Annotated in this window: 14 protein-coding genes; 6 read left to right on the forward strand and 8 right to left on the reverse strand. The window is 57.3% G+C overall.

Features of this window, described 5'->3' with window-relative positions:
- Positions 1 to 61: 61 nt before the first annotated feature.
- The 4 genes from HQL52_11845 to HQL52_11860 form a co-directional block, all read right to left on the reverse strand.
- Positions 62 to 1,900 (reverse strand): ATPase, encoded by a 1,839-nt coding sequence (locus HQL52_11845; GenBank protein ID MBF0370138.1) that lies wholly within the window; start codon positions 1,898 to 1,900, stop codon positions 62 to 64.
- Positions 1,897 to 2,658: a hypothetical protein gene (locus HQL52_11850; protein ID MBF0370139.1), complete on the reverse strand. Its 762-nt coding sequence runs from the start codon at positions 2,656 to 2,658 to the stop codon at positions 1,897 to 1,899. Before HQL52_11850 ends, HQL52_11845 begins: the two co-directional genes overlap by 4 nt.
- Positions 2,659 to 2,779: 121 nt before the next feature.
- Positions 2,780 to 3,133, reverse strand: coding sequence for a hypothetical protein (locus tag HQL52_11855; protein MBF0370140.1), 354 nt, complete (start codon positions 3,131 to 3,133; stop codon positions 2,780 to 2,782).
- A gap of 185 nt (positions 3,134 to 3,318) precedes the next feature.
- The gene (locus HQL52_11860) at positions 3,319 to 6,300 is read right to left on the reverse strand and encodes a response regulator (protein MBF0370141.1); all 2,982 of its coding nucleotides are present in this window, start codon (positions 6,298 to 6,300) and stop codon (positions 3,319 to 3,321) included.
- A 269-nt stretch (positions 6,301 to 6,569) separates the two neighbouring features.
- Between HQL52_11860 and HQL52_11865 the strand changes: the two genes are divergently transcribed.
- The 3 genes from HQL52_11865 (at position 6,570) to pgi (ending at position 11,120) form a co-directional block, all read left to right on the forward strand.
- Positions 6,570 to 7,601, forward strand: a complete 1,032-nt coding sequence (locus tag HQL52_11865) for an ABC transporter permease (protein MBF0370142.1) — start codon at positions 6,570 to 6,572, stop codon at positions 7,599 to 7,601.
- A 9-nt stretch (positions 7,602 to 7,610) separates the two neighbouring features.
- Complete coding sequence (locus tag HQL52_11870; protein MBF0370143.1) at positions 7,611 to 9,209, forward strand: ABC transporter ATP-binding protein; 1,599 nt, start codon at positions 7,611 to 7,613, stop codon at positions 9,207 to 9,209.
- 234 nt (positions 9,210 to 9,443) lie between these two features.
- Positions 9,444 to 11,120: a glucose-6-phosphate isomerase gene (gene pgi, locus HQL52_11875; protein MBF0370144.1), complete on the forward strand. Its 1,677-nt coding sequence runs from the start codon at positions 9,444 to 9,446 to the stop codon at positions 11,118 to 11,120.
- Between the two features lie 340 nt (positions 11,121 to 11,460).
- Here the strand turns inward: pgi and HQL52_11880 are convergent, their stop codons facing one another.
- Positions 11,461 to 11,868 carry a hypothetical protein gene (locus HQL52_11880; protein ID MBF0370145.1) on the reverse strand — a complete coding sequence of 136 codons (408 nt, stop codon included), beginning with the start codon at positions 11,866 to 11,868 and terminating at the stop codon, positions 11,461 to 11,463.
- Positions 11,869 to 12,035: 167 nt separating this feature from the next.
- Entirely contained in the window at positions 12,036 to 12,251 is a 216-nt protein-coding gene (locus tag HQL52_11885; GenBank protein MBF0370146.1) for a hypothetical protein, read from the reverse strand.
- Positions 12,252 to 12,716: 465 nt separating this feature from the next.
- Between HQL52_11885 and HQL52_11890 the strand changes: the two genes are divergently transcribed.
- Positions 12,717 to 12,938: a hypothetical protein gene (locus HQL52_11890; protein ID MBF0370147.1), complete on the forward strand. Its 222-nt coding sequence runs from the start codon at positions 12,717 to 12,719 to the stop codon at positions 12,936 to 12,938.
- A 107-nt stretch (positions 12,939 to 13,045) separates the two neighbouring features.
- Here HQL52_11890 and HQL52_11895 read toward each other — a convergent pair whose 3' ends face one another.
- Together HQL52_11895 and HQL52_11900 are read right to left on the reverse strand one after the other, a co-directional pair.
- Entirely contained in the window at positions 13,046 to 14,476 is a 1,431-nt protein-coding gene (locus HQL52_11895) for a sigma-54-dependent Fis family transcriptional regulator (GenBank protein MBF0370148.1), read from the reverse strand.
- 81 nt (positions 14,477 to 14,557) lie between these two features.
- Entirely contained in the window at positions 14,558 to 16,264 is a 1,707-nt protein-coding gene (locus tag HQL52_11900; protein ID MBF0370149.1) for a PAS domain S-box protein, read from the reverse strand.
- 333 nt (positions 16,265 to 16,597) lie between these two features.
- Here HQL52_11900 and rnhA point away from each other — a divergent pair, with 333 nt between their 5' ends.
- Together rnhA and HQL52_11910 are read left to right on the forward strand one after the other, a co-directional pair.
- Complete coding sequence (rnhA, locus tag HQL52_11905; protein MBF0370150.1) at positions 16,598 to 17,119, forward strand: ribonuclease HI; 522 nt, start codon at positions 16,598 to 16,600, stop codon at positions 17,117 to 17,119.
- Between the two features lie 53 nt (positions 17,120 to 17,172).
- Positions 17,173 to 17,385, forward strand: a complete 213-nt coding sequence (locus tag HQL52_11910) for a YdcH family protein (protein MBF0370151.1) — start codon at positions 17,173 to 17,175, stop codon at positions 17,383 to 17,385.
- The last annotated feature ends 91 nt before the right edge of the window (positions 17,386 to 17,476 follow it).

Consider the following 17,476-nt stretch of genomic DNA (forward strand, 5'->3'; position numbering starts at 1 on the left):
CAACGGTCCCTTGCTACCAGACCGGTTCAGTCATGCCAAGGTGTGCTTCGGCGGCTGTCGTTCAAGGCACGCTCTCATAACCCGGCGGTGGGGAGAGGGGCTTGAAGGGCCTGCCATCCCCGGTGAGAAAGCGCACAAAAAATTCAAACAGCACCAGCCGTGTGGTCTGCACCGAAACCACCAACCCTTCCAGCACCAATATCAGTAGATTACCCAATATCAGCACCACCAACCCGGCCACCCCCCCACCCACCACATCGGAAAGGGTCAAAACCGCCTGGGAGAGCCCCGCATGGGCCAGGGCGAAGGCCCCCACCCGGGAAAAGGAGAGGGTGTTGATCATCAGCTGCAGGCCTGTTTCCAGCAGATGGCCCAGCCCCGTCAGGAGCGTCATCACCCCCGGCTTGAGGCGCTGTCCCCCCAGCAGATACCAGACCACCCCCGCCCCTGCGATCCAGGGACCAGCCGGGTGGACGATGGTGGTGAGCAGCCCCAGATAGAGCAACACCTCGCCAACATCCTTTTTCAGCCATTTATCCTGCTGCCCCCGCCAAGAGGCCCCCAGGCCGTTTAAAGCCAACCCCGTCAAAATCACCAGCGCCCCCAATAACATGGGGGTACCCAGCACCTCCAGGGGGTGGGCCGTGGGGTGGAGCCAGAGGGGAGGCATGATATCCTCCCGACAAAAGATGGAGCCAAAGAGAAAACCAAACACGATGGCCATCGCGCCACCGCTGACCAAAAGCGCCCCCCCCGGAAGTTTTTTCTCCCGCAGATACCAACCGAGCCCCAAGAGTACCGCTCCCTGGCCCACATCGCCAAACATATAGCCAAAGAGCAGCGGGGCCAATATCGCCAATATCGGGCTCGGATCGGCCTCCTGCCCCCCAGGGGTGCCCAGCAGTTTGGGAAATATTTCGAAGGGTTTGGCCCACCAGGGATTGGCCAGCACCAGAGGGGGCTCTCCCGGGGGTTGGGCTGAAAATCCCAGCAATCCCCGCACGCCGGCCTTTTCCAAAGCCCGGTTTAAAACCGCCTCATCGTCCCGGTCGGTCCAACCGGTCACCAGGGCAAAGTGGCCACTGCCGGAGACCTTCTCCACCGTGGCATAAAACCATTGCAGCTCGGCCACAGCCCCCAAATATTCAGGGATCCGATATTGCTCCCCCAGAGCTTTGAGCTGCCGCTCCAGATCCGCCAATTGATGGCGTGCTGCCAGCGCTCTCTTTTCCAACTCGGTCAGCGCTTCATGGGGGAGGCCCCGCAACCAGTCGGGGAGGGTCAGGGGGCGCCCTTTGGCGGCGACCACCTGATCAGAAAGGCGCGCCATCGCCTCCCGGGGAGCGACGGCTGCCCAAAAATGGTGTTGCCGGGTCGTCACCCCATGCACCATCACCTCGGGCTCCACCTCCAACTCTTCGCCTCCTGTCGGAAGCAAAAAAAGGCCGCTTTCCAGAACGCCTTGAGCCCCCATGCCCCGCCTGAGCAGAGAGAGATCCAACGACCCCTCCCCCATGGCGATGAGCCACTCCTCCAGGAGTTTCAGCTCCAAGGCCTCCGCCCCCCGGGCCTGGTGCGCCATTACCAGAGGTTCCGCTTTCCCTTGCCACCCTTCCAGAGCCGCCACAGCCTGGGCCATCAGGGTTCGGGGATTGTTCAGCAGTGGGTCAGAACCCCTATTTTCAGCGGCAGGCCAGTAGGGGCGAAAGCGATCACTCAGGTGCTCAAAACGATCCAAAAGCGGGGCCAGCTCCGGCAGAAGCGTCGGATGCATCTCCCGGCCATCCGCTTCCAGCTCCACGGCTCTGCGGGCTGCCAGCAACGCCACCGAACGGGGCAGGTCGTCCCTGGTGACCACCAATCGAAACCAGCGGGCCGGTTTGGGGCGGGAGATGATCATGAAGCCCCCCCACCAGGGGCAAAAAGCAGTCGCCTGGCCAAAGCCCCCCGCAGCCGTTCCAGCTCCAGCGCGGTGAGAAAAAGATGAATGAACACAGCAGAAGGTTTCAGCAGATGACGGCGAAATCGCAACACCAGCTGTCGGCGCAGCCCCTCTCGACCGGTTTCACTCCCCGGAAGGGCTGCCGCCAACGCTTCCAAATGGGACTCCACCAGCTGGATCAACCCCTTGAAGGCTGCCTTTTGATGACGATCCAGGGCGGGCATCAACCGAAAAAAATGGGTTCCCCAAGCTGTCAGCATCGAAGCCTCAGAGCGATCATGGGTGAGAAGGAGTCCCAGGTCGGCGACGCCTGCCCCCCCTTTGGCCCCCTCCGCATCCACCAGAGGCCCCAACAGGGGATCTTCAAACATCCAGGAAAGAGGCGTCCCCCCCCCCTTGAGATAGGCCAAGGCAGGCAGCTCCGGCAAAACCCCGGTCCACTGCACGGCTGGTTGCCAGGGGATGGGCAGCCAGGAGGCGACCTCGGATACGTGGAGGCGGAATCCTTCCCGCAGACGCCCTTCAAGTTGATGGATGGTGGTTTCCGGCGCGATGTTGAGTAACCAGGGAGCCAGGTCCGTCTCCCGGGCTTGCTGGAGAAAGGGTGAAAACGCCTCAATGGCCAGCAGCCGCTCCCATTCGGTTTCGTCCAGATGGCGTTTGTGGCGGGCCTGAATCCGGGCCTGGGCATATGGAAAACCCACCCCCCCCATCATGACACGCTCCCATTGACGGCCTCAATTGCAACGCTGGATTCAACCTGAACAGAAACAGCTGTGATGACCCCAGAGATGGCCCAGCCTAAAATCCGGCTTGAACGCCCAAACGCGATGCCCATCAAGCTGACTCACCACCGGTCAGCTGGTCGGCCAGGATGGCTACCGCTTCGGCCAGGGGTTGGTCGGCGGCGCTGGGGCGCACCTTGTGACCCATGGCTCGTTGGTTGTCCAGGAGCATGTGATCGATGCGGTTGTTGATTTTTTTGTTCCGGCGCTTGCGCAGGCGGCTGATGCGCTTGTCGAGCCGCTCTTCAATCCGTCGAGCCTCTTCCCGGGCGATCAACAGCAGACGTGCGGACTCTTCCCCACACCTGGCCACCGATTCCCGAGCCGACTCCTCAGCGGCCAGCACCTGGTTGATGGCGGCTTCCACCGATTGACCCCCACTCCCCCCCGATCCGGAATCAGCCATCCCCACTCCTCCAGCCAGCTTCATGAATACGCGCCACCATCTCCATGTATCGATTCCCCAAACCAAAATGATTTTTTCACGCAACCCATAAATTCATTTTTACTGGTTATGGGTCGGCTGACAACCTCTTTTGAACATCCCCAACTTCAAAAAACATCCCGACACCCGAACCTTTGCGGAGAAACTCAACCAGTGTGCTCTTTCAAAAAAGCCACCAGGGATTCATCAATGGGGGCATAGATCTCCCGAAGCTGGGCCAAAGCGTTGTCGGCTGCGGACCAATCCGTCGCCCGAATCGAGCGGTGGAGCTGGCGGGCGGGTTCCTTGAGCTGGGGAAAGAGCACGTTGGCCATGCTCCCTTTGAGCACATGGGCCTTGGCCCGGGCGGTGCCCTGATCCCGGACAGTGAGATCCTGCTCCAGGCTGTTCATCAGATCGGGAAGCTGATCATGAATCACCCCGACCACCTCCAGATGGTTTTCCTTGGGGAGCCCCATGGTTTCCAGGGCGACGACCAGATTCAAGGGGGCGGGGGCAGAGGGGTCAGCCGAAGTAAGAGAGGAGGTGTCGGGAAGAGCCAGAGGCTCTTTAAGGCCGGAAGCGGTGGGAAAAAACCGCTCCAACATGGCCAGGAGATTGGCCATGGTGACGGGCTTGGCCAAAAAGGCGTTCATTCCGGCACACGCACAGGCGTTGCGGCCCGCCTCGGTGATATCCGCCGTAAAGGCCACCACCGGCACCGGCGCCAACCCCTGGGCCAACTCCCACTCCCGGATGGCGCGGGTGGCCTGGATGCCATCCATCACCGGCATCTGGCAATCCATGAATATCAGATCGAAATCCCGCTGCTGACTCGCTTCCATGGCGAGCAGACCATCGGTAGCGGTCTCCACCAGCTCCGCACTACACCCCAGTCTGACCAGCATGCCCCGGGCTACCTTGAGGTTGGCGGTCTGATCATCCACCAGCAGGATGCAGGCTTGAGCCCAGGGACGGGGCGCCTCGCTCCCTGGTGTGGTCGCCGCAGTCGTCGCCGTCGCCACTGCTCCCGAAAGTTTGGGCGCCTCCCGGGTCGGGGGTTTATCTTTGGATTTGCCCTTGGACTTACCTTTGGATTTGCCCTTGGATTTACCCTTGGATTTGCCTGAAGATTCATCCGGGAGCTTGGCCGGGGTGCTGGTGGATGATGGGGCGGTGGATGACTCCCCAATCGCCAGAAACGTCTCACCACCAGGTCGCGCCTGAACCATGGCCGCATAGAGCTGATCGACGCTGAAGGGCTTTTGCAGACAGATGGCCGAACCGGGCAGTCCGGCAGCCTGATCCCAACCCCGGTCCAGTCGATCCGTCAGAAGAATGAAGCGGGTGTGCTCGTCGGAAAAATCCCGCAACCGGGAAAGATCCAGGCTCCCCTCCTCTCCGGGTCGCAGGTTGAAGATCACCATATGATAGGGACGCCCGGCATTGACCGCTTCCTGGAGAACACTCCAGGCGGTACCGGGCTCTTCCACATGGCCGAAACGGGTGCCCTTGGCGGAGAGAAAATTTTGCAGGAGGGCCAGCTGCAATCCGGTGCTGGCCACCACCATCACCCGCATCCCCCTGAGCGCGGTCTGATCGGGTCCGGGGACCGATATTTGCTCCTCCAGCTGGACGGTAAAATAGAAGCAGCTGCCCGAGTCGGTATAGGGGTTGTCGTCCACGCCGATCTCTCCCCCCATCATTGTCACCAGATGGCGACAGATGGAGAGCCCCAGCCCCGTACCACCAAACTCCCGGGTGGCGCTGTTGTCCACCTGGGTAAAACGCTCAAAAATGGTGTCCTGTTGAGCCTGGGGGATGCCCGGGCCGGTATCGCGCACCTCAAAGAGAAACTCCTTCCCCCGCTCCAAACGACACACCGGCCCACCATAAAGCTCCACCACCCCCCCCTCGGGGGTAAACTTGATGGCGTTGCCGATGAGGTTGGTAAAGACCTGGGCCATGCGGTTGGGATCCCCCCGCAGGTTCAGAGGCAGCTCGGTGGGCACAAAAACCGTCAGCTCCACCCCCTTGGCGTGGGCCATGGGGGCCAAAGTCATGGCCACTTCGTCCAGAAGCTCCCGGAGATCAAAATCGACGATATCCAGGGAGAGCTGCCCCGCCTCGATCCGGGACCAGTCGAGAATGTCGTTGATGAGCACCAACAGCCGCTTGCCGGAGCTGAAGGCAAGCTGTAGATATTCCCGAAAACGGGGTTCCAGGGGGGCCTCCTGGAGGAGTTCCATCATGCCGAGAACGACATTCAGGGGGGTGCGGATTTCGTGGCTCATGGTGGCCAGAAAAGCGCTTTTGGCCTGGTTGGCGGCCAGGGCATCATCCCGGGCCACAGCCAGATCCCGGGTGCGCTGACGGACGGTCTCTTCCAGCTGATTTTGTTGGCGAATCAGCTCTTCCTCCGCCTCCTTGCGCCGGGAAATGTCGGTCTGGATAGTGATAAACTGATAGGGTTTGCCCGACTCATCCAGGAAGGGGACGATGGTGGATTCCTGCCAGTAGAGGCCACCATCCTTGCGGCGGTTGCTGAAGCTGCCGTGCCACACCTCCCCCCCCAGCACCGTGCGCCAAAGCTTGTCAAAATAGGCCTGGGAGTGACGCCCGGAATTGAGCACCCGGTGATCCTTGCCGAGGATATCGTCCAGACTGTATTGGCTCACTTCCTGAAACTTGTCGTTGATGTAGACGATGCGACCTTTTGCATCGGAAATGGAGACGATGGCGTGCTGGTTGAGGGCGAAGAGCAGGCGCTCCTGCTTGGCCAAGGATTCCCGCAGCTCCCGGGTGGCGTCGTTCACCCGCTTGGCCAGGTCCAGATTGGAGCGGCGCAGGGTCTCCTCCATCTCCCGATTGCGGACCACCGCCGGAACCCATTTCAGCAGTCCCAACGCCAGACAGACAAATCCCGGAAAGTTACCCAGAATCTCTTCCAAAATTTCGAAGGGCTGAAAAAAAGCAAATTCGTCGAGGACATCAAAAATCCGCCCCAGACAGAGGAAGGCAAAGCCCGCCAGGATCAGATACCAACCCGGCTGCTCCTTAAGCCCGGAACGCCAGCTCATGGGGAGCAGAAAGCCCAGGGTGGCCATGAGGGCGATCGCTACGAAGGATTCGAGAAAAAGGTCGATCATATGATGTGCTTCCCGGCGTCCCCCCCGGACTGAACCACGATTTTAATGAAGTGCCCCGTCATAAAGCCCATTTCCCATCATGACATGAGCCGAATATGGCACCAACCTGGCCGATCTGGCGTAATCTGGCCAATCTGGCGCAATCTGGCCAATCTGGCGCCAACCGACCTCTATCAAAATACCCACTTGGAATAAATAGAACGCAAACCGATATTTTATAACCCAAACCGGTTGCCGCAAGGGAGGGAATTGGCTTAACCTGCACCGGTATGAAACTCTGGAAACCATCCCCCCTGATCCGCCGCCGGTGGCGTCGATTCAAAGCCCATCGACGCGGCTACCTCTCCCTGTGGCTTTTCGTCGCCCTGTTCGGACTTTCCCTGGGCGCTGAACTCATTTCCAACGATAAACCCCTGCTGGTTCACTTCCAAGGAACCTTTTATTTTCCTTTATGGAATACCTATCCCGAGACCACCTTTGGTGGGGACTTCGAAACCGAGGCGGATTATAAGGATCCCTATCTGACAGAGATCCTCAACGCTGGAGAAAACTGGCTGATCTTTCCCCTGAACCCCCATAGTTTTGATACCATCAACACCGAACTCAGCCAGCCCGCCCCTTCCGCCCCTGATGGACAAAATTATCTCGGTACCGACGACCGCGCCCGGGATGTGTTGGCCCGATTGATCTACGGCTTTCGCCTGTCGGTGCTCTTTGCCTTGGGCCTGACCATCATCGGCGTCGCCATGGGTATCGTGGCCGGGGCGGTACAGGGCTATTTTGGTGGCCGCACCGATCTTTTTCTCCAACGCTTTATCGAAATTTGGGGATCGATGCCGGAGCTTTATCTGCTGATCATCTTTGCCGGTATCTTCAACCCCAGCGTCTTGCTGCTGATCATTCTACTCTCATTGTTCGGTTGGATGGGACTGGCAGATTACGTTAGAGCTGAATTTTTACGTGCCCGTAACCAAATCTACGTCAAAGCGGCCCGGGCGATGGGTGTGGGGGATCGCACCATCATGTTTCGACACCTGCTCCCCAACGCCATGACCCCGGTGATCACTTTTCTGCCGTTTCGCATCTCAGGGGCGATCTTAGCACTCACCAGCCTCGATTTTTTGGGCCTGGGCGTGCCTCCCTCCACCCCTAGCCTGGGAGAGCTGCTCCGCCAGGGCAAGGCCAACATCGAAGCGTGGTGGCTCTCTCTCTCCACCTTTGTGGTGCTGGTGGTGATGCTGCTGCTGCTCAATTTTATCGGCGAAGCCCTGCGGGATGCCTTGGACCCCAGGAAGGAATAGAGAATCAGCATGCCCCTTCTCCTCGACGTAAGGGATCTCTCCGTCACCTTTCACACCGAACTGGAAACAGTCGCAGCAGTGAAGGGCATTTCTCTGCAGCTGACTCCGGGAGAGACCCTGGCGGTGGTGGGGGAATCGGGAAGCGGCAAGACCGTCGCCGCTCTCTCCCTGCTGAGACTCCTGCCCCCCTCGGCCAAGATCACCGCCCGTTCCATCCAATTCGACAACCGAAATATCGCTGATTTGGATGAGGAGGGGCTCCGCCGGCTCCGGGGCAACGACATCGCCATGGTGTTCCAGGAGCCCATGACCGCGCTGAATCCGGTCTATCCCATTTTCCGACAGCTGGCAGAACCCCTCACTCTGCATCAGGGACTGGCATCGAAAGAGCTTCGGCAACGGGCGGTGGGGTTACTGGAGATGACCGGTATTCCGGATCCCGAAAGCCGCCTGGACAGCTTTCCCCATCAACTCTCCGGGGGACAGCGGCAGCGGGTGATGATCGCCATGGCCCTGGCCTGCCGCCCCAAGCTCCTGATTGCCGATGAACCCACCACGGCTCTTGATGTCACCATCCAGGCACAAATATTGACCCTGCTGAAAAAACTCCAGCAGGAGCTGGGCATGGCCATGCTGCTGATCACCCACGACCTGCCCATGGTGCGCCATGTGGCGGATCGGGTGGCGGTGATGCGGCTGGGGGAGGTGGTGGAGAGCGGGGCGACCCAAACGGTCTTCGATCATCCCCAGCACCCCTACACCCAAATGCTCCTCTCAAGCCTTCCCAACGCCAACCCACCGGAGCGGCCCCAGAAGAGCACCCCCCTCTATCAAGCCCGGAATGTGCGCTGCCATTTTCCCATCAAAAAGGGATTGTTCAAACGCACCGTCGGTCACATCAAAGCGGTCGATGGGGTGAGCCTCACCTTGCGCCGGGGAGAGACCGTCGGGGTGGTGGGAGAGTCGGGCAGCGGCAAAACCACCCTGGGTGAAGCCCTTCTGCGTCTGAACGACAGCCAAGGGGAGCTGCTGTTTGACCGGCAGGATCTCATCACCGTCAAACGGGGGGCTCTGCGTGCCCTGCGTCGGCGCATTCAGGTGGTCTTCCAGGATCCTTTTTCCTCCCTCTCCCCCCGGCTTACCATTCGGGAAATCATGGAAGAGGGGCTGCTGGTGCATGGCTTGGAACCGAACCTGGAAGCCCGAAACCTGCGCATCGACCGGATATTGACCGAGGTGGGACTCTCCGGGGAGATTGGGGAGCGCTATCCCCATCAATTTTCCGGGGGGCAGCGCCAGCGCATCGCCATTGCCCGGGCCATGGTGTTGGAACCGGAACTGCTGGTGCTGGACGAACCCACCAGCGCCCTGGATCTCTCGGTCCAGGCCCAAATATTGACCTTGCTGGGCAACCTGCAAAAAAGCCATCACCTGGCCTATCTCTTCATCTCCCATGATCTCAGGGTGATCCGGGCGCTCTCCCATGAGGTACTGGTGATGCACAACGGTCAAGTGGTGGAGCACGGCCCCACCCGGGAGCTGTTCGACTCCCCCCAACACCCCTACACCCGGAGGCTCCTGTCAGCCGCCCTTGATCTATCCGCCTGAGCCCCTTTTGGGTGGATCGATTCTCTCCTGTTGGATAAACAGCTGCCAGGGATGAATGAAACCAGGCCACAAAAGGCTTAAACCCGCTTTTTTGCTTGACAAAACAGCCCCCTGCTGCGTTCATGAACAGGCAGGAGCAAGGGGCCAAAATCGGCTGTAACAGGCTCTTCAATCAATCAGACCACTCCCTTCAAGGCGATCATCATGAAACAGGGTAAAAAAGCACTCCGGAAGATGGAGCAAACCGGCAAACCGCTGCAAAAAACCGCAGAGTGGATCGCCCTTGAAAACCATTACGATAAAATCCGGGATATCCATCTGCGGGATCTCTTTGACAAGGATCCGGAACGGTTCAGCCGTTTTTCCCGTTCCTTCCCCGGATTTTTGGTGGATTTTTCCAAAAACCGCCTGAACAACAAAACCCTCTCCCTGCTGCTGGATCTGGCCAAGCGCGCCGGGGTGGAAAAAGCCCGGGACCTGATGTTCCAGGGGGCGGCCATCAACTGGACTGAAAAACGCCCGGCACTCCATCCGGCCCTACGCAATCGCTCTGATTCGCCCATGGGTCCGAAGGATCAGGATGTGATGCCGGAAGTGACGGCCACCCTGGACCGGATGAAAGCTTTTGCTGAAGGTGTGCGCACCGGCAAGCTCAAGGGGAGCAGCGGCAAGCGTTTTCGCACGGTGGTCAATATCGGCATCGGTGGCTCCCATCTGGGTCCGGAGATGATCACCCGGGCGCTCCATTCCTATGGCCAACCCAAGCGGGGCAAAGGAATAGCAGTGCGCTTTTTGGCCAACATCGATCCCACCGCCTTCAAAGAAACCGTTGAGGAACTCAATCCCCAGGAGACCCTTTTCATCGTCTCCTCCAAATCCTTCACCACCACCGAAACCCTGACCAATGCCCGCTCTGCCTGGGAGTGGGCGGAAAAGAGCCTGGGGGAAAAGACCGGTCACCATTTTGCCGGAGTAACCGCCCAAGTGGAACGCGCCCGGGAGTGGGGTATCGATCCGGAGCGGGTTTTCCCCCTCTGGGAATGGGTTGGAGGGCGCTACTCCTGGGCCTCGGCCATCGGTCTGTGTGTCGCCTGCCGCATCGGTTTTGACCATTTCGAAGAGCTGCTGCAAGGGGCCCACGAGATGGACCGCCACTTCCAGGAGGCCCCCCTGGAAGAAAATATTCCGGTGCTCATGGCCATGATCGGTATCTGGTACCGCAATTTTTTCAACACCCAGACCCAGGCCATCCTCCCCTACAGCCACGCCCTGGGTGCCTTTCCGGCCTTTGTGCAGCAGCTGGATATGGAATCCAACGGCAAGTCCATTGACCTCAACGGCGAGCGGGTCCGCTATCAGACCGGTCCCGTCGTCTGGGGGGAGAGCGGCACCTTGAATCAGCACTCCTTTTTTCAGCTGCTCCACCAGGGCAAATTCCTGGTGCCAGCTGACTTTATCGGCTTTGTGGAGCCTCTGGAGGAAGCTTCGGAGTCACATGGGGAGCTGATGGCCCACTTTTTTGCCCAGAGTCAGGCCTTGATGCTGGGTCGCAATCCCAAGGAGGTCAAAAAGGATCTCCTGGCCCGGGAGATGTCCCCCAAGGAGATCGCTCCCCTCCTCCCCCATCGCACCTTCCGAGGCAATCGGCCCTCCACCACCCTGCTCATCGACCAGCTCACCCCGCGCAATCTGGGGGCTCTGATCGCCCTTTATGAGATGAAGGTGTTTGTTCAGGGAATCATCTGGCGGATCAACAGCTTTGATCAGTGGGGGGTTGAACTAGGCAAGCAGCTGGCTGAAAAAATTCTCAATGAGGGGAGCTTGGTAGCGAACAACGGCGGGGCCGATCTCTCCCATCACGACCCCTCGACCCGGGGATTGCTGCAACATTTTGCCCAGCACCTGGAATAGAGCAGTTCTATCTCAAAATTGGATACTCTTCCCTGACTCGTCATCCCCGCGAAAGCGGGGATCCAGGGAGGTCCAAATGGCCCTTAAGAAAAAATCAAATCCTCTGAAAGCCCGTAACTTTGCAGAAAGTTACAGAAGGTTTGGGAAGGTTCGTGCCAGACATCCTGGATTCCCGCTTTCGCGGGAATGACAGCAAAAGGGTAACGGAATATGTCCAGTTTTTGATTGGAATGACTATAAACTTCCAAACCCTGGAAAACCCTGAGATTCCAAACCGTTCAAAAAAAAAGAGCCGCACTTAAAACGGCTCCCAATCATTCATCCACCTTTCAGATCAGGCTCACCACTCCATAAGGAGCCCCTGAACGATCCGCTTGGTATTTTCACCATTCTGATCCATGGAAGGATCGAGAATGGCGTGAATCTGACTTAAGGCTGCCAACGCGAGCCGAACGCTTCTGGCATCAAGCTGTCGCAACCCCTGGCAGGCCGGTTCCAAAACCCGCGCCACTTCCCCGGCCAACTCTTCCGCCTCATGGAAACCATGGCGGCCAACCATTTGGCCAAGCCCCTGCATGGCCCGGCAGGCCCGTTCCGTCAAATCCTGATCATCGGGGGCCTGTTCCAGGATCAAGAGCAAAAAATCCAACTCCTGCAAAAGCGACAATACATCACTCTCAACGACCCCCTTGGAAAAGCCCGGAGGCACCTTCAACGCCTGTTTTCCCCTCAAAGGCAAGACATTCATGTGATTCCTTTCAACCTGTGCGCCCCCAATCCAAACCCGATTTGCAGCGTTTGTTTGGTAGGCAACGGCTATGATACCCCTCTGATCCGTGATGGCTCATCCCAGCCCTACTCCACCGGCTGATCGACTTCCCCTGTCTGGATGAGTCCATCACGTTTACAAAAACTTCATTCCGGCATTCTGGGAACCGGCAACCAATGGCTGGGATTTTCCATCCCTTTACCCAAGGCCACTCTGTTCCTGAACACCCCCTCCTGATCAAAGTGACCGATCTCCACATCCTTGCCGTCGGTCACCAATACTTCCATTTCCACTTCCGGTGCATATCCCTTGATATCAATCCACAATCTTCCCAACACCTTGCGCAGCTTTTTGGTTTTCATTTCAACTGATTCGTACCCCACAGACCTGTGCCGAGTACCCAACTCCCGAGTCTCCACACCATCGGTCCAGGAATACCCCCTGGTCCCGCTATCCATTATTTTTTCGTTTTTAAACACCTGCCCCCCCACCCCAACTCACTGACCCATTATCGACACCCCAGCCCCCGTCCAACTTCAAAATAGATATTTAAAACACCCTGCCTGCTCACCTGCTGCCTGTTGAAGCTACTGATATCAAAAAACCCTGCCTGCTCACCTGCTGCCTGTTTTTAGACGTAAAGAGACAACGCCCCCTTACGCCAACAACTGTCCGCACAAAATGGGCCAACCGCTAAAAACATGCTTTTTCCATTTGTTTTCATATGGATACAGACGAAAAACCCAATCCTTCCACGCCCTGCCAAGGATTGAAAGAGAAGTTGACAGATCACGTGTTTATGATTGATTAACAGCCAGTTGCAGAAGATGTCCAAAAAATTGCACCCGCAAGAAAAGTTGCACCCATTTGCAGATGTTCTTTGGCCTATTGGGAGATATGAAATGGTGGCAGGTGAATCAGGAGATCGATTTGGAGATATGAAATGGTGGCAGGTGGATCAGGAGATCGATTGGCGGGGTTTGAAAAAAATAAAGCAAGACCTTGGGGCTGCGCCCCAAACCCGCTGGATATGGAAAATCAAAAGATAAAATCAAAAGATAAAATCAAAAGACAAACCGTGGGCTCTGCCCACACCCGGAAGGGGGATAATCCCCCTTCACCCCTAACAGTAAAAACAAAGTCGGTTTGTAAATTGTCAGCCAGGGCTGGTTTTTTTCTTGCGCAAACGCTGATTCAAAGCTTGGCGGGAAATACCCAACAATCCAGCAGCTATCCCCTGATTGTCGTTGGAACGCTTCAAAGCCTCCCGAATCAATACATTTTCCGACTCCTTCAAAGTAGGAAAACGCCCGGGAAAAGTAAGAAGCTCTTCACTCCTTCCAGAAACCGGCAAATTTTCTCCCAAAGGAAGCTCCCCAGCCTTGGGCGTCATCACCTTGCGGAAAGTTTTGGTGGAAAGAATGCCCGATTTGTGCCGAGCAACCGCATCGTAGATGAGAGAACGCAACTCCCTGATATTGCCAGGAAAATGGTAGCTGTCAAACAGCATGAAAAGCTCCGGGGGCGGGGTGGGTGGAGACTTGTCCATGGAACGGGCCGCCTCCTCCAGATAGTGACCCACCAAAGCCGGAATATCCTCCCGCCGCTCCCGCAACGGAGGAACTTCAATCTGATGCACCCCCAGACGATAGTAAAGATCAGAACGAAACCGCCCCTGATGCATCAACTCCGGTAAATTGCGGTTGGTGGCACAAAGAATACAAGCGTCGCTGGCCCGGGGAACGTCAGAGCCCAGAGGATAATATTTATGATCCTGGAGCAGACGCAAAAGCTTTACCTGAGCCCCCGGCCCCAAATCACCAATTTCATCCAAAAACAGCGTCCCCCCAGCCGCCTGGGTAATAAGCCCTTCCCGTGGCGACTCCGCCCCGGTAAAAGCCCCCTTGCGGTGACCAAAAAGCGTATCGGAAAACATCACATCATCAAGACCGGCCACATTGAGAGAGACCAGCTTCCCCCCCCGACCACTCAGCCGATGGACCGCCTCGGAAATCAGCTCCTTACCCACCCCGGTCTCACCCGTGATAAGGATGGTCTCACAGGTGCCCGCAATGGACTCCATATATTGAAAGAGCGCCCGCATCTTACGGCTTTTGGTGATGATCGCGGCAAAGGCGTCGCCATGCTCCAGACGATCCGAAAGAAGATAACGCTTAAGCGCCCCCACCTGCTGGCGCAAAGCACGCATCTCCATCGCCTTGTTGAGACAGGAAAGAAAACGGCTCTCCTCCACCGGTTTGACCAGATAATCGAAAGCGCCATCCTTCATGCAGGCAACAGCAGTCTCCACCTCGTGGGCGGCAGTCATGACGATCACCGGAATTTCCGGATAGGCTTCAACAACCAACGGCAACAGCTGCAAACCAGGCAGGTGGGGCATGAAAAGATCAAGCACAATCACCGCCGCTTCCTTTTCCTGCAGAAACGGCATCAGCTCCCGACTGTCTTCCAGAGTGTGCACATTGCGAATACCTGCACTTCGCAGCAAGGAACGGGTGCTCAATAGAACCGTTGGGTCGTCATCAACCAGCACCACCGGCAGGTTTGCAGCGGGTGTTTGAGCCATTTTTCCCTCTTCCCTCCTCATGATTCAACAATCAAATGCAAACTATAAATCATGAAAATAATCTCTACAAAGCCTGTCGAATCAAACAGGATCCCCCACCGGAAGCCTGACCGTCACCCGGCTCCCCTCTCCGGGTTGGGACTCGAAATAAATTTCTCCCCGATGTTTTTGGATGATGGCGTTGGAGATGGAAAGCCCCAACCCCGTGCCGCCGGTTTCGGTGCGGGTGGTATAGAAAGGTTCGGTCAGATGGGGGAGATGTTCGGAATCGATGCCGTGGCCTTCATCTTCCACAATCACCAGCACAGACCCACCCGCCTCTTCCCCCTCACGCCCCCCTTCCCTGACCGTGGAGACCGTCACCCGGGAAGAGCGATCCGGTAGGGACTGCAAGGCGTTTAACATGATATTGATAAACACCTGCTCCAGCTGTTGGGAGTTGCCCCGAATTTTGGGATGACCGTCCATAAAACGCACTGTCCAATGATCGGTATGTTTGCGGATGCGATTTTGCAAAATCATCGCCGCAGCCCGTACCGCTTCGTGGAGATCCACTTCCTGGTTCAGCTCCCCGGCATCCTGCTTGGCCATGTGTTTGAGGTTGCCGACAATATTTTTGATGCGTCGGGCATTATCCCCCACCCCTGAAAGGAGCTGGGGAAAGGTGGTCATCGCCTCTTCAAAATTAAATCCAGCGATGGAAATGGCCCCATTTTCCTCCTGAAACTCCTTGAGAATGGGCTCAATATCCGCCCACGCCTTGACGAAAAGGCCCGCGTTGAAAAGGATCGCATTGTTGGGATTGTTGATCTCATGGGCAACCCCTGCGGCCAAGACACCGATGGTGGCCAGGCGGGCATGGCGGACCGACTGGGCCCAGAGAACCCGCTTTTCGGTCTCATCAGCGGCAATCACCATGGCAGCGGTGACCTCGTCACCCTGGCCGTGGATGGGCACCATGCGCACTTCCCACCAGGCGGCCCGACCCGTTGAATAGTGAAAGCGATCCTCCCCCCCCTCCTCAAAAACCCGGGAAAACCCCCGTTGAAAACAGCCCCGCAGGCGACCCGGAAAAAGGGCTTTGGTCCGGGCATCAAAAATCCCCCATTCAGTCAACTCCTCCAGGGAGCGGTTCATAAACAGCAACCCCCCTTTGGGATCAATGGTGAGGATGACGTAGGGGGAGTGATCAAGGAGGGCACGCAGTTTTTCCTGGGAGCCGAGCAGCGCCTCTTCGGCCCGACGGCGCTCCTCGATCTCCCGGGAGAGTTCCCGGTTGGCCGACAACACCTCCCGGGTGCGTTCCATCACCCGGTTTTCCATCTCCTCATTGGCTTGGCGCAAGGCCCCTTCCACCCGTTTGAGTTCGGTAATGTCCCGCCCCACCGATTGATATTCCAGAAGACGCCCTTTGGAGGTAAATATCGCCCGATCACTCCACTGCTGCCAACACCGCTCCCCCCCGGGGAGAAACCCCTGGGATTCCCGAGTCAGCACCGGAGATTCAGGGGTGAGTCGGTTGAGGGATTTTCGCAGTTTCAGGCCATCCTCTCCGGGGAGCAGAGAAAAAAAAGAGCGCCCCAGCAACGCCGCATCGGGTTGACGATAATGGTGGCAAAAAGCGCTGTTGACAAAGGCCAGCACCCCGTCAGGCCGATAACGACACACCAGATCGGTCTGATCCTCCACCACCGCCTTGTAGCGGGCCTCACTGACCCGCAAAGCCTTCTTGACCTCTCTGCGGTCCGACTTGTCCCGCTTGGATTGATCCTGCACCTTCTTGGCCATGGGCGCTTTCCTAAAATAGAGCCGGTCACCGATATAACCCGATCACCTACACACAATGCGTCATCAATATAAGCGTCATCAATATAACTGGGCCACCAACACCAAACAGCCTCTCAGTTGGTGGTCACCTGCCAGCCGGACTCGAAGACCGGTCAACCCCGAATCAGGCCAAAATCCAGTTAATGTCGAATCCGCTTGACTTGACAAGGGATCCATTGGAATCTAAAAGTTTCATGGTGTCATCATTTATCAGGAGGGCCACATGATAATGAACGCCCGTTTCAAAACCAATCCAAGGCCCCTGGCGAGCATAACTCCGGAAACCGCTAACGCATGACTTCTGACGACCCCATCGAACCATTATCCGTCTCCCCTTCCCCCCAACGGAAGGGTCAAACAGTGGAAATTCATACCGATGGTGCCTGTAGCGGCAATCCCGGCCCTGGTGGCTGGGGGGCTCTGCTACGCTATGGCAAACACCAAAAAGAACTCTCCGGATTTGCCACCAAAACCACCAACAACCGCATGGAAATGCTGGCTGTCATCCACGCCCTGGAGTCCCTCACCCGGCCTTGCAGCGTTGAGGTGACCACCGACTCCACCTATGTTAAAAATGGTATCACCCAGTGGATTCACCAGTGGAAAAAACGCAACTGGCGCAAGTCCAGCGGAGGCGCTGTGAAAAATTCCGATCTCTGGCAAAGATTGGATTCGATTTCCAAGCAACATGATGTAACATGGTCCTGGGTTAAAGGCCACGCAGGCCACCCGGAAAATGAAATGGCAGACCAGTTGGCGCGTCATGCCATCGTACTCGGCCGGGAAGGCTCCATGCCATCCGACCCCGCCGGTTGATTGATTTGGTTTAGGTTACCCGTATCGTTTCATTCCGCAAAAAGGAGGTATGTATGTTCGAGGACCAGCAACAAGCCGTCGATGAGTTGTTGTCCAGCAATGAAACCTTCAGAACACTCCACGAACAACATAGTGACCTCAAAAAGAGGATCGCCGAAATTCGTAGTGCAGGCACCAATGATTTTCATGTCGAACGCATGAAAAAGGAAAAACTTTTTCTCAAAGACAAGATGGCCGTCATCCTTGCAGATCACAAGAGTGCCTGAGCCTGAGTTTGGATTGCGGGGTGGGCCGCGTCTGTGGCCCACCCCACCCCACGCACCCCCCGGCTCCACCCGTCATTCGGTGGCAGCCAAT

This window comes from Magnetococcales bacterium (assembly GCA_015232395.1).
Taxonomy (GTDB): domain Bacteria; phylum Pseudomonadota; class Magnetococcia; order Magnetococcales; family JADFZT01; genus JADFZT01.